This is a genomic window from Paraburkholderia metrosideri, from assembly GCF_904848625.1.
Taxonomy (GTDB): Bacteria; Pseudomonadota; Gammaproteobacteria; order Burkholderiales; family Burkholderiaceae; genus Paraburkholderia; species Paraburkholderia metrosideri.
The window spans coordinates 80,559-93,980 of the sequence record NZ_CAJHCP010000016.1; the positions used below are offsets into that span (position 1 = coordinate 80,559).

A 13,422-nucleotide genomic window follows, 5' to 3' on the forward strand; every position below is an offset into this window, starting at 1 on the left:
TCAAACCAGAGCTCAGGCGAGCGGCGCCAGCAAGGCGCCGCGCCTAAGCCGACGGCGTTAGCGTGAGCCGCGTACGCGCCGCAATTCGTCGAGCACCAGCAGAATCGCGCCGATCGTGATCGCGCTGTCGGCGAGATTGAATGCCGGCCAGTGCGAGCCGCGCAGGTGGAAATCGAGAAAGTCGATTACGTGGCCATACGCAAGCCGGTCGATCACGTTGCCGAGCGCGCCGCCGAGAATCAGCGACAACGCCGTGCAGAACATTCTCTGCCCACTATGACGCTTAAGCAGATAGCAGATCACGATCGCGGCCACCACGCCGAGCGCGGTGAATGCCCAACGCTGCCAGCCGCCCGCCATCGCGAGGAAGCTGAACGCCGCGCCACGGTTGTACACGAGGATCAGGTTGAAAAACGGCGTGACCTCGTGCGGAACACCGTACGCGAACACCTTCTGGACCGCGATTTTCGTCAACTGATCGAACAGGATGACGATGAGCGCGATGCCCAGCCAGGGTGCCAGCGAACTGCTTGCTGCAGACGTTTTCGACGGGCTTTTCGACATGGTTCTCGCCATTATGCCGCGCTCCTCGTTTCACCATTTCCGAACAGATTGCTGAAGCAGCGGCCGCACAGCGTCGGGTGTTCCGCGTTCGCGCCGACATCCGCGCGATAGTGCCAGCAGCGCTCGCACTTCAGATACTTCGACGCGATCACTTCGACGCTTTCTTCCGCTTCGCTGTCGACCTTCACGACGTTCGCCGCCGACGTGATCAGCACGAACTTCAGGTCGTCGGCGAGGCTCGCGAGCGCATCGTAACGCGCGCCGCTCGCGCGGATTTCGACTTCGGCCTGCAACGACGAGCCGATCAGGTTTGCGACGCGCGCTTCTTCCAGCGCCTTCGTCACGTCGCTGCGTGCCGCGCGCAACAGTGTCCACTTGTCGAGCAGTTCGCCGGCGTCCGGCACGGCCGGGAACGCGTGGTACGTCTCGGTGAAGATGGTTTCGCTGTCCGGCTGGAACACCTTCCACGCTTCTTCGGCGGTGAACGACAGGAACGGCGCCATCAGACGCAGCAGACCGTGCGCGATGTGATACAGCGCTGTCTGTGCCGAGCGGCGCGCAACCGAGTCGGCCGCCGTGGTGTACAGGCGGTCCTTCAGCACGTCCAGGTAGAAGCCGCCGAGGTCTTCCGAGCAGAACGTCTGCAGCTTTGCGACCACCGGGTGGAACTCGTATTTGTCGTAGTGCGTGAGGATGTCGTTCTGCAGATTCGCCGACAACGCCACTGCATAGCGGTCGATCTCGAGCCAGTCTTCAACCGGACGCGCGTGTTGCGCGAAGTCGAAGTCCGACAGGTTCGCCATCAGGAAGCGCAGCGTGTTGCGGATCCGGCGATAGCCTTCCGTCACGCGCTTCAGGATTTCTTCGGAGATCGCGAGTTCGCCCGAGTAATCGGTCGACGCGATCCACAGTCGGATGATTTCCGCGCCGAGCCGGTTTGCCACTTCATGCGGATCGATACCGTTGCCGAGCGACTTGCTCATCTTGCGGCCTTCGCCGTCGACGGTGAAGCCGTGCGTCAGAAGCGCGTTGTACGGCGGGCGGCCGTCGAGCATCGACGCGGTCAGCAGCGACGAGTGGAACCAGCCGCGATGCTGGTCCGAGCCTTCCAGGTACAGGTCGGCCGGGAATTGCAGTTCGTCTTTGTGCGAGCCGCGCAGCACGTGCCAGTGCGTGGTGCCCGAATCGAACCACACGTCGAGCGTGTCGCGATTCTTTTCGTACAGGTTCGCGTCGTCGCCGAGCAACTCGCGCGGATCGAGCGATTGCCATGCTTCGATACCGGCCTTCTCGACCCGTTGCGCGACTTCTTCGAGCAATTCCGGCGTACGCGGATGCAGTTCGCCGGTTTCCTTATGCACGAAGAACGCCATCGGCACGCCCCATTGACGTTGACGCGACAGCGTCCAGTCCGGGCGATTGGCGATCATGCTAAAGAGGCGCTGCTTGCCCCACGCCGGATAGAACGCGGTGTTTTCGATTCCTTCGAGCGCGGTTTCGCGCAGGGTCTTGTCGCTGTCGTTCGGCTTCACGTCCATGCCGGCGAACCACTGCGACGTCGCGCGGTAGATGATCGGCGTCTTGTGGCGCCAGCAGTGCATGTAGCTGTGCGTGTACTTCTCGGTGTGCATCAGCGAGCCGGCGTTTTGCAGCGCTTCGACGATCTGCGGATTCGCGGCCCAGATCGACAGGCCACCGAACAGCGCGAGCGATTCGATGTAGCGGCCGTCGCCCATCACCGGATTGATGATGTCGGAGTCGGACATGCCGTGCGCCTTGCACGACACGAAGTCTTCCACGCCGTACGCAGGCGACGAGTGGACGACACCGGTACCCGAGTCGGTCGTCACGTAATCGCCGAGATAGACCGGCGAGGTGCGCTTGTACGACGGATGCGCGGACGCCAAAGGATGATTGAAGCGCAGGTTGACCAGCTTCTCGCCCGTGGTGGTCGCGATGATCGAGCCTTCGAGCTTGTACTGCTTAAGACACGCCTCGACGCGCTCCTGAGCCAGAATCAGCAGACCGCGCGGCGTATCGACCAGCGCGTAGACGATTTCCGGATGCAGGTTCAGCGCCTGGTTCGCGGGGATGGTCCACGGGGTGGTGGTCCAGATTACGATGCCGCCTTCGTTGCGCGGCAGTGCAGCCAGGCCGAACGCCTGCGCGGTCTTTTCCGGCTCGGCGAAGCTGAACAGCACGTCGATGGTCGGATCGGTTTTGTCCTTGTACTCGACTTCCGCTTCAGCCAACGCCGAGCCACAGTCGAAACACCAGTTGACCGGCTTCAGGCCGCGGAACACGTAGCCCTTTTCCATGATCTTCGCGAGCGCGCGGATTTCACCGGCCTCGTTCGTGAAGTTCATCGTCTTGTACGGGTTGTCCCAGTCGCCGAGCACGCCCAGACGGCGGAAGCCGACCTTCTGCTTCTCGATCTGCTCGGTCGCGTAGGCGCGCGCCTTCTGCATCACTTCCGCGGCGGGCAGCGACTTGCCGAACTGCTTTTCGATCTGGATTTCGATCGGCATGCCGTGGCAATCCCAGCCCGGCACGTAGACCGCGTCGAAGCCCGCCAGGTTGCGCGCCTTGACGATCATGTCCTTCAGAATCTTGTTCACCGCGTGGCCGAGGTGGATGTCACCGTTGGCGTACGGAGGGCCGTCGTGCAGGATGAACTTCTTACGGCCTTTGCTGGCGGCGCGGATCTTTTCGTAGATCTTGCGTTCCTGCCATTCCTTGACCCATTGCGGCTCGCGCTTGGGCAGGTCGCCGCGCATCGGGAACGGCGTGTCGAGCAGGTTCACCGGGTAGCGTGACTGCGGTTTCGAATCGGCTTTCTTGTTGCTCATGATGTGGTCGCGGTGAATTCGTTCTATGCGCAGCAACGCGCGGGGTTGCGCACGATGCGCGAGGGCGTTGTTGGGCGCGCCCGGCAGGCATGTCGTGATCCACGGACGCCTTTCGATGCGCGCAGCGACGGTCCGTGCGGCGCTCAGCACGCACGCCTGGACCGCGCCGGCTATCTAATTCGGTCGGTAGCCGAGGTGGCGAAACCGGTGGAACGGCTGCCCGGCGTGCCGGCGCCGACGGCCGCGAACCACGCGCGCGCATTGGCAACGTCACGCGCGATGGCTTTGGTCAGCGTTTCGAGGTCGACATACTTTTCCTCGTCGCGCAGCTTCTTCAGGAATTCGACGCGCACGAGTTTGCCATACGCGTCGCCGTGCCAGTCGAGCAGGTGCACTTCGAGCAACACGCGGCCGGAGTCGTCGACGGTGGGACGCAGACCGAGGCTCGCGACACCCGGCAGCGGTTCGTCGGCCACGCCATGCACGCGCACGACGAAAATGCCTGCGAGCGCCGGACGCTTGTGCGCGATCGCCAGATTGAGCGTGGGGAAACCGAGGTCGCGGCCGAGCTTCATGCCATGCACGACGTGGCCGCTGATCAGATAGTCGCGGCCCAATGCCGAGCGTGCCGCGTCGAGGTCGCCCGCCACCAGCGCGGCGCGTACGCCGGAGCTGGAAATGCGCGCACCCGACGGATCGGCCACCGTGGCCATCTGCTCGACTTCGAAACCGTATTGCTGGCCCGCTGCCTTCAGCGACGCGAAGTCGCCGGCGCGCTTCGCACCGTAACGGAAGTCGTCGCCGATCATCACCCAGCGCGCATGCAGCCCGTTGACGATGATCCGCTCGACGAACGTGTCCGGCGACTGGCTGGCAAAAGTGTGATTGAAATGCTCGACCACCACCCGATCGACGCCGTTGGCGCGCAACGCTTCCAGCTTGTCGCGCAGCAACGCGATGCGCGGCGGCGCGCCGGCCGGATTGAAGAACTCGCGCGGGTGCGGCTCGAAGGTCATCACGCAGACGGGCAGGCCGCGCGCATCCGCTGCTGCGCGCACATGGGCGAGCAGAGCCTGATGGCCGCGGTGGACACCGTCGAAGTTGCCGATGGTCAGTGCGCAGGGCGCACGGCTTTCGGCATTGGGAAGACCGCGGAAGACTCTCACGATAGCGGGTTGGAGTAGGGCGGCTGAGGTGCCGCAAAACAAACGATTATAAACGCTCAACGCAACAGACGGCTCGCGCGTCGCGGTTTAGGTGTTGCTGAATGATAAAATCCGCGAATGAAAAAACTCGTCATCCTGATTTCCGGACGGGGAAGCAACATGGAAGCGATCGTTCGGGCCTGCTCGAACGAAGGCTGGCCGGCGCAAATCGCCGCCGTGATTGCCAACCGTCCTGATGCCGCGGGCCTTGCGTTCGCGGCGTCGCACGGTATTGCGACGGCGGTGGTCGACCACCGCCAGTTTCCCGACCGCGACAGCTTCGACGCTGCGCTGGCCGAACAAATCGACGCTTTCGCGCCGGATCTGGTGGTGCTCGCGGGCTTCATGCGCGTGCTCACCGGCAGTTTCGTCGATCACTACGCCGGGCGCATGCTGAACGTGCATCCGTCGCTGCTGCCGAGCTTTCCGGGCCTGAAAACCCATCAGCAGGCGCTCGACGCGGGCGTGCGCCTGCACGGCGCGTCCGTGCATTTTGTCACGTCGCAGCTGGATCACGGGCCGATCGTCGCGCAGGCGGCCGTCCCCGTGGTCGCCGGCGACACCCCCGCCACGCTCGCCGAACGCGTGCTGGCAACCGAACATATTATTTATCCACGCGCGGTGCGCTGGTTCGTCGAAGGGCGTCTTGCTCTCGATGGCCTGCGTGTCACGCTTACGCCGTCAGAGCCGCAATGGCTCTTTGCCGGTCACACCGCCGGAGAGGGCGCATGAGATTACATGGTTTTTTGATTGGACAAACTGAGACTTTGCTGGCTGAAGTCCTAAAACTGAACGGTCCCGCCGACGCTACGACGAGCCGCTTTTTCCGCGCTCACCCGAGGCTCGGGCATGGCGAACGTGGTGTCATCGCGGAGGCGGTTTTCGCCGTGCTGCGTCGCCGGATGGAATTCGCTCACCTCGCCGAAAGCGGCGCGGGCAGCCCGGCGCGCCGCATGGCCTTGCTGGGTCTGATGCAGACGGCCGGGCGCACGGCGCTCAAGCCGTTCGTGACCGAAGCCGAGTCGCGCTGGCTCGAGCACGTCGCGATGATCGACCCGGAGAGCCTGCCGCTGCGGATTCGCCTGAATCTGCCCGGCTGGATCAGCGACGCGCTGAGTCAGCGTTTCGAACCCGCCGAACTCGCGCAACTGGCCGCCGCGCTGAACTACCCGGCGCCGCTGGATCTGCGCGCGAACCCGATCAAGGCAAGCCGCGACGACGTGCTGAACGCGCTGTCGAAGGCCGGTATCGAAGCTGGCGCGACGCCGTTTGCGCCGTTCGGCGTGCGCGTGGTCGGCAAGCCGCCGCTCACCAAGCTCGACGCGTTCCAGCACGGCTGGCTCGAAGTGCAGGACGAAGGCAGCCAGTTGCTGTGCTCGCTGGTCGCGCCGAAGCGCGGCGAGATGATCGTCGATTTCTGCGCGGGCGCAGGCGGCAAGACGCTGGCGCTGGGCGCGGCAATGCGTTCCACTGGTCGTCTGTATGCGTTCGACATCTCCGAGCGGCGTCTCGCCAAGCTCAAGCCGCGCCTCGCGCGCAGCGGGCTGTCGAACGTGAATCCGGTATTGATCGACAGCGAGCATGACGCGAAGATCAAGCGCCTCGCGGGCAAGATCGACCGCGTGCTGGTCGACGCGCCTTGCAGCGGCTTGGGCACGCTGCGTCGCAATCCCGACCTGAAGTGGCGTCAGTCGCCGGATTCGGTCGCGGAACTCGCGCCGAAACAGGCGTCGATTCTGAAGAGCGCGGCGCGTCTGGTGAAGAAGGGTGGCCGTCTGGTCTACGCCACCTGCTCGATTCTGGAAGCCGAAAACGAAGGCGTGGTGCAGCAGTTCCTCGCCGAGCACCCGGACTTCGCTCTGGTGCCCGCGCGCGACGTGCTGGCTGAACAGCGTATCGATCTGGAAATGGGCGACTACCTGTCGCTGTGGCCGCACCGCCACGCCACGGACGGCTTCTTCGCCGCCGTGCTCGAGCGTCAGAGCTAAGCGTCACATTTAGCTGTCTGCCGGCCCGTGCCGGGTTCGTTTCCTGAATCCGCTGCGGGCCGCCGATTTCGGCGACATCATGGAAGATCGCATCTTTTCTCACATGTTTGGCGACCTTGTGCACGACTTCGGCCAGGCCGTAATGTTGTGGCAGGTCGGTATTCTTCTCGCCTCGCTCGGCTTGGCGTGGCTGCTGGCGCGTGCAGTGCGACGTACGCTGGACGCGCGTCGTGAGACGCGGTACCAGACTTTGCGCTTTGGCGCGGAAAGCCTGAACCGCGCGTGGTTTCCACTGCTGGGCGCGCTGCTCGTCTGGCTCGCGCGCGCCATCACCGGCCAGTTCATGCACACGGCGCTGCTGAACCTCGCGCTGGTGCCGCTGTTCGGCATCGCCTTGATTTACATCATATTTTTCTTCGCGCGGCGGGTTTTTAGCCGCGACGGAAAGGTTCACCCGTGGCTCTTCCTCGTTGAAAAGATCGTCTCACTGGTTGTTTGGGTCGCCATGGTGCTCACCGTGATGGGCATTCAGGACGACGTGATCGCGTGGATGGGGAGCGTCCATTTCCGGATCGCCAACGCGCACATGACGTTGCTGTCGATGACCACGGGCCTGCTTTGGGTTGGCATCACGATGATTGTCGCGATGTGGCTCGGCTCCGCGTTCGAGGAGCGTCTGATGCGAGCGACCACGCTCGACGCCAACCTGAAGGTGGTCGTGGCGCGCGTGGGCCGGGGGGCTTTCGTGCTGGCAGCGGTGCTGATCAGCCTGTCGCTGGTCGGGATCGATATCACGGTTCTTGGCGTGTTCGGCGGTGCGCTGGGTGTCGGCCTCGGGTTCGGCATGCAGAAGATCGCGAGTAACTACGTGTCGGGCTTCATCATCCTGCTCGACCGCTCGCTGCGGATCGGCGACACGATCAATGTGAGCGGCTTGCAAGGCATGGTCACGCAGATCCGCACGCGTTATACGGTGGTTCGCGGGCTGGACGGCATCGAAACGTTGATTCCGAACGAGAAACTGATTACGGACGTCGTGCAGAATCAATCGTCGTATCTGACGCGGGGTTACGCGAAGCTCGCAGTTCAGGTCGCCTATTCGAGCGATGTCGAGCAGGCCATGGGCCTGCTGGCCCGGGCCGCCGAAGGCGTGCCGCGCGTATTGCGCGAGCCGGCGCCTACCCCTTACCTGGCCAGCTTCGGACCGGATGGGGTGAACCTTGAACTCGGTTTCTGGATCGAGGACGCAGCGACCGGAACGTCCGGGGTGCGTTCGAGCGTCAATCGCAATATCTGGCGTCTGTTTTCCGAACACGACATCGCCATCCCCCTCGCGCAGCGCGAAGTGCGAATTGTCGGCAATGCGCGCGATGCGACGTTCCAGCCGGTAACAATGACCGCTGCTGCGGCCAATCAGGCGGACAGCGGCTCCTGACAGGCGTCGGCAGGCCGCAGCGGAGACTTTATTTGGCTCCGCTACCGTCCATCCCCTTGATACCGAACAAAAAATCCCTATTTGTTACAAACACTTGGAACGCTTCAAGTAGAATATCGTCCAATCCCGCTGTATGCTTTCACTTTCTTGACACGCGTATTTTGCGCGTGCCTCGTGTCTCTCGTTCCACAGGTAAATTGCCTTGTTGAATTCTTTGCTCGATTTCCTTGCCCACGGTCTGTTGCACTTCTCGTGGTGGCAACTCGTCGTGTACACGCTGGTCGTGACACACATCACTATTATTGGCGTCACGGTCTATCTGCACCGCTGCCAGGCGCATCGCGCGCTGGAGCTGCACCCGGTCGTCAGTCATTTTTTCCGTTTCTGGCTGTGGATGACCACCGGCATGCTGACTGGCCAGTGGGCTGCGATTCACCGTAAGCACCACGCCAAGTGCGAGACCGAAGAAGATCCGCACAGCCCGCAAACGCGCGGCATCTGGAAGGTGCTGCTCGAAGGCGCGGAGCTCTATCGCACTGAAGCGAAAAACGAAGAAACGATGCGCAAGTTCAGCCACGGCACGCCGAACGACTGGATGGAACGCAACGTCTACACTAAGTACCCGATTCTCGGCGTGAGCCTGATGATGGTGCTGAACGTCGCGCTGTTCGGCGTTGTCGGCCTGACGATCTGGGCCGTGCAGATGGTGTGGATTCCGTTCTGGGCCGCGGGTGTGGTCAACGGACTCGCGCACTTCTGGGGCTACCGCAACTTCAACTCGACGGATGCCAGCACCAACATCTTCCCGTGGGGCATCATCATCGGTGGTGAAGAGCTGCATAACAATCACCACACGTATGCGACGTCGGCCAAGCTGTCGAACAAGTGGTATGAGTTCGATATCGGCTGGATGTACATCCGCATCATGTCGGCGTTCCGTCTGGCCAAGGTGAAGAAGGTTGCGCCTACGCCGCGTCTGACCACCGGCAAGCTGGTACTCGACCAGGACACGTTGCAGGCCGTGCTGGCCAACCGGTATGAAGTCATGGCTCGTTACGGTAAGGCGCTCAAGCGTGCGTATCGCCAGGAGCTGGCTCATCTGAAGGAAGTCGGCGCGCGCGAAAAGTATCTGGTCATGCGCGGTGCCCGAAGCTGGTTCCACAAGGAAGAAGCAGGTCTGGACGAGCCGCAGAAGCGTCAGTTGCCGCAAATCTTTGCGAACAGCCAGAAGCTGAAGACCTACATCGACATGCGTAATGAGCTCGCGGCCATGTGGGAGCGCTCGAATGCGTCGCGTGACCAGTTGCTGGTTCAGTTGCAAGACTGGTGTCACCGCGCTGAACAAAGCGGTATCAAGGCACTGCAAGACTTTGCTACGCGACTGCGTCGCTATGCTTGATCGCGAAATCCATTAAAATTTCGTTACGTCACAAAACCCCGCGTTGGCGGGGTTTTGCTTTTTTGGGCCGCGGAAACTGCAACACCTTTCGATTGACAGTGCGCGGCGGCAGAGCGAAGGCAGAGGAGATCATGGATCAGCAGGCGATCAGGACCGTCGAGTACGACCGGCCGCAAGCGCAAGGCACGACTTGCGGGGTCGGGCAGGCGTGGGCGAAGGTGCCCGACGTGCCGTCGGCGGAAGAAAAGCGGGCATTGAAGGCGCATATTCGCGCATTGCTCGAGCGCGAAAAAGCAGTGCTCGTCGCGCACTATTATGTCGACGCAGAATTGCAGGAACTGGCTGACGAAACCGGCGGTTGTGTAGCCGACTCGCTGGAAATGGCGCGTTTCGGGCGCGACCATTCTGCGCAAACGCTAGTGGTGGCTGGCGTGCGCTTCATGGGCGAGACCGCGAAAATCCTGAGCCCGGACAAACGCATCCTCATGCCGGATCTCGACGCGACCTGCTCGCTCGATCTCGGCTGCCCCGTGGATGAATTCTCGGCTTTCTGCGACGCGCACCCCGATCGCACGGTGGTCGTGTATGCGAATACGAGTGCCGCAGTCAAGGCGCGCGCGGACTGGATGGTGACGTCGTCGATCGGACTGGAAATTGTCGCTGATCTGCATGCGCGTGGTGAAAAGATCATCTGGGCGCCGGACCGGCATCTTGGCAGTTACATCCAGAACAAGACCGGCGCGGACATGCTGCTATGGCAGGGCTCGTGCCTCGTGCACGACGAATTCAAAGGCATCGAGCTCGACTTGCTGCGCGCCGAATATCCGGGCGCGAAAGTGTTGGTGCACCCGGAGTCGCCGGCAAATGTAGTTGAGCAGGCAGACGTAGTCGGCTCGACCACGCAACTCATCGACGCAGCGCAAAAACTCGATGCTACGCATTTCATCGTCGCGACCGATCTCGGCATTCTCCATAAGATGCAACTTGCCGCGCCCGGCAAGACGCTGATCGCGGCGCCGACGGCCGGCAACAGTGCGACGTGCAAGAGTTGCGCGCATTGTCCGTGGATGGCTATGAACGGCCTGGCGAATCTGGCTGACGTACTCGAGCGCGGCCACAACGAAATTTTCGTCGATCGTGCTATTGGCGAACGCGCGCGTCTGCCGATCGACCGGATGCTGGATTTTGCGGCGCGCCACAAGAAGCGCGTGCAGGCAAGCGGCGACCTCGCGCGCGACGCGCAACTTTATTCAAACGTGGGGGCAGCGTGATGGGGGCAGTTGAAGGAGCGGTTGTGCACAATCAATTCGACGCGGTCTCGCCACTGTTCGCAGAGATTCACGCGCAGTACGGCGTGGCATTCGACGCAGCGTTAGCGCGCAACGTCGCTGATGCACTGACCGAAGATGTCGGTTCAGGCGACCAGACGGGCCGGCTCGTCCCCGCCGACGATGTGCGCGCCGCACGCATCATCGTGCGTGAGGACGCTGTGCTGTGCGGCGTGCCGTGGTTCAACGCGGTGATGCATGCGGTCGATCCGCGTATCGACGTGCAGTGGCGTTACCGCGAAGGCGACCGGATGTCGGCGGACACGCCCGTTTGCGAATTACGCGGGCCGGTGCGCGCGCTGCTGACCGCTGAACGTAACGCGCTGAACTTCATGCAACTGTTGTCGGGCGTGGCGAGCGCAACACGCCGTTATGTCGACGCAATCGCGCATACGCAAACCCGCGTTCTTGATACACGCAAGACGCTGCCCGGCTTGCGGCTCGCGCAGAAGTACGCGGTTCGGGTGGGCGGCGGGGCGAATCAGAGGCTCGCGCTGTACGACGGCATTCTCATCAAGGAAAACCACATCGCGGCGGCTGGCGGCGTGGGCGCGGCGATGGAGGCCGCCCTGGCATTGAACGCGGGCGTGTCGATCCAGATTGAAGTCGAGACCCTAGAGCAACTGGAAATCGCGCTGGCGCATCGCGCGCAATCCGTTCTGCTGGACAATTTTTCGTTCGAAGCGATGCGCGACGCGGTTCGCATCACGGCGGGGCGCGCGGTGCTGGAAGTGTCTGGTGGCGTGAACTTCGACACCGTGCGCACGATCGCGGAAACGGGTGTTGATCGCGTATCGATTGGCGCGCTGACCAAAGACGTGCGAGCAACGGACTACTCGATGCGGATCGTCTGATCGTCGGGTTATAGACGGCAATCAGCGTCAATGAGAAAGGCCATCGGCGAAGTCATTCGGCGATGGCCTTTTGTTTTAGCTCAAACTCACCGCATTCATACGTTGCGATTGCGCACGTATTCCGGCGACAGAACCGTCGGCAGCGCTTTGGGCAATGTTGCGGGCCAGTCGCGGCTGAAGTGCAGGCCGCGGCTTTCGCGCCGCGAGCGCGCCCCTTCCACAATCAGCGACGCCACGTCGACCAGATTGCGTAACTCAAGGAGATCGCGGCTCACCTTGAAATTTGCGTAATACTCGTGAATCTCGTCCCGCAGCAGTGTAAGCCGATGTTTCGCACGCGCGAGCCGCTTGTCGGTACGCACGATACCCACGTAATTCCACATCAGCCGGCGCAGTTCGTCCCAGTTGTGGGCGACCACGACTTCTTCGTCCGGATCGGACACACGACTTTCGTCCCAATCGGGCAGCGGCGCATGGACGGCAGCGCTGAAGCCTTCCTGTTCAATGGCCTGCGCAGCGGAGCGCCCAATCACGAGGCATTCCAGCAGCGAGTTGCTGGCCAGCCGATTCGCGCCGTGCAACCCGGTGCATGAGGTCTCGCCCACGGCATACAAACCTGCAAGATCGGTGCGCCCAGCCAGATCGGTGACCACGCCGCCGCACGTATAGTGCGCGGCCGGCACGACCGGGATTGGCTCTTTGGTGATGTCGATGCCGAACTCCAGACAGCGCGCGAGAATTGTCGGGAAATGTTCGCGCAAGAATTCGGGCGGTTGATGGCTAATGTCGAGGTACACGCAATCGATGCCGCGCTTCTTGATCTCGAAGTCGATTGCTCGCGCGACGATGTCGCGCGGCGCAAGTTCGGCGCGTTCGTCGTGTTGCGGCATGAAACGCGTGCCGTCGGGCAGTTTCAGGATGCCGCCTTCACCGCGTACTGCTTCCGAAATCAGGAACGACCCCGCGTACGGGTGGAACAGGCAGGTGGGATGGAACTGGATGAATTCCATGTTCGATACGCGGCATCCGGCCCGCCAGGCCATCGCGATGCCATCGCCCGTCGCGGTATCGGGATTCGTGGTGTAGAGATAGACCTTCCCGGCGCCCCCGGTAGCGAGCACGGTATGCGGCGCCTCAATGGTCACGGTGCGTCCGCTCTGCAGGTCGAGTGCGTAAAGACCGTGGCAGCGTCGGCCAGGCAAGCCGAGGCGGTCGGACGTAATGAGGTCGATCGCGTAGTGATCTTCAAGCAGGGTGATGTTCGGATGGCGGCGCACGCGCTCGCTGAGCGTCGTGACCACTGCGTGGCCGGTCGCGTCTGCTGCATGAATGATCCGCCGGTGACTATGGCCACCTTCGCGCGTTAGATGAAAGCCCAGTTCTGCGGCGTCGTCTTTGGTGAACGGGACACCTTGCTCGATTAGCCATTCAATTGCAGAGCGCCCGTGCTCGACGATGAAACGTGTTGCCGCCTCGTCACACAAACCGCCGCCAGCAATCAGCGTATCGCGTACGTGATTTTCGATGCTGTCTGCCGAGTCCAAAACTGCTGCGATGCCGCCTTGCGCCCAGTCGCTCGCACCTTCGTTCATCGATCGCTTGGCGACCACCGCAACCCGTCGTGTCTCGGCGAGATTGAGCGCGACGCTCAGGCCAGCCAAACCGCTCCCGACAATCGCCACATCGAATTCCATTACTTACATCTCCGTCTATCGTTTTGTCATGACGGCGTGCTGAGTGCTCGCCGCTAAAACGAGAAAGGATACGCGTCGCGACGTCCGAGCGAAAGCTGGCTGAACG

The 13,422-nt window shown here is 62.3% G+C and carries 10 protein-coding genes; 6 read left to right on the forward strand and 4 right to left on the reverse strand.

The features are described from left to right. Nucleotides 1–57 precede the first annotated feature (57 nt). The 3 genes from lspA to LMG28727_RS29285 form a co-directional block, all read right to left on the reverse strand. Nucleotides 58–564: a signal peptidase II gene (gene lspA / locus LMG28727_RS29275; RefSeq protein ID WP_407945882.1), complete on the reverse strand. Its 507-nt coding sequence runs from the start codon at nucleotides 562–564 to the stop codon at nucleotides 58–60. 11 nt (nucleotides 565–575) lie between these two features. After that, nucleotides 576–3,413, reverse strand: a complete 2,838-nt coding sequence (gene ileS / locus LMG28727_RS29280; RefSeq protein ID WP_201645824.1) for an isoleucine--tRNA ligase — start codon at nucleotides 3,411–3,413, stop codon at nucleotides 576–578. Between the two features lie 170 nt (nucleotides 3,414–3,583). Next, nucleotides 3,584–4,579, reverse strand: coding sequence for a bifunctional riboflavin kinase/FAD synthetase (locus LMG28727_RS29285; protein WP_201645825.1), 996 nt, complete (start codon nucleotides 4,577–4,579; stop codon nucleotides 3,584–3,586). A gap of 117 nt (nucleotides 4,580–4,696) precedes the next feature. Here LMG28727_RS29285 and purN point away from each other — a divergent pair, with 117 nt between their 5' ends. The 6 genes from purN (at nucleotide 4,697) to nadC (ending at nucleotide 11,622) form a co-directional block, all read left to right on the forward strand. Further along, nucleotides 4,697–5,350, forward strand: coding sequence for a phosphoribosylglycinamide formyltransferase (purN, locus tag LMG28727_RS29290; RefSeq protein WP_201645826.1), 654 nt, complete (start codon nucleotides 4,697–4,699; stop codon nucleotides 5,348–5,350). Beyond that, entirely contained in the window at nucleotides 5,347–6,606 is a 1,260-nt protein-coding gene (locus LMG28727_RS29295) for an RsmB/NOP family class I SAM-dependent RNA methyltransferase (RefSeq protein ID WP_201645827.1), read from the forward strand. Before purN ends, LMG28727_RS29295 begins: the two co-directional genes overlap by 4 nt. Before the next feature lie 79 nt (nucleotides 6,607–6,685). After that, entirely contained in the window at nucleotides 6,686–8,041 is a 1,356-nt protein-coding gene (locus LMG28727_RS29300; protein ID WP_201645828.1) for a mechanosensitive ion channel family protein, read from the forward strand. 202 nt (nucleotides 8,042–8,243) lie between these two features. Beyond that, entirely contained in the window at nucleotides 8,244–9,440 is a 1,197-nt protein-coding gene (locus LMG28727_RS29305; RefSeq protein WP_201645829.1) for a DesA family fatty acid desaturase, read from the forward strand. A 131-nt stretch (nucleotides 9,441–9,571) separates the two neighbouring features. After that, nucleotides 9,572–10,711 (forward strand): quinolinate synthase NadA, encoded by a 1,140-nt coding sequence (gene nadA / locus LMG28727_RS29310; RefSeq protein WP_201645830.1) that lies wholly within the window; start codon nucleotides 9,572–9,574, stop codon nucleotides 10,709–10,711. Continuing rightward, nucleotides 10,711–11,622, forward strand: coding sequence for a carboxylating nicotinate-nucleotide diphosphorylase (gene nadC, locus LMG28727_RS29315; RefSeq protein WP_201645888.1), 912 nt, complete (start codon nucleotides 10,711–10,713; stop codon nucleotides 11,620–11,622). Before nadA ends, nadC begins: the two co-directional genes overlap by 1 nt. Nucleotides 11,623–11,717: 95 nt before the next feature. Here nadC and nadB read toward each other — a convergent pair whose 3' ends face one another. Then, nucleotides 11,718–13,316 carry an L-aspartate oxidase gene (gene nadB / locus LMG28727_RS29320; protein ID WP_201645831.1) on the reverse strand — a complete coding sequence of 533 codons (1,599 nt, stop codon included), beginning with the start codon at nucleotides 13,314–13,316 and terminating at the stop codon, nucleotides 11,718–11,720. Nucleotides 13,317–13,422: the final 106 nt, after the last annotated feature.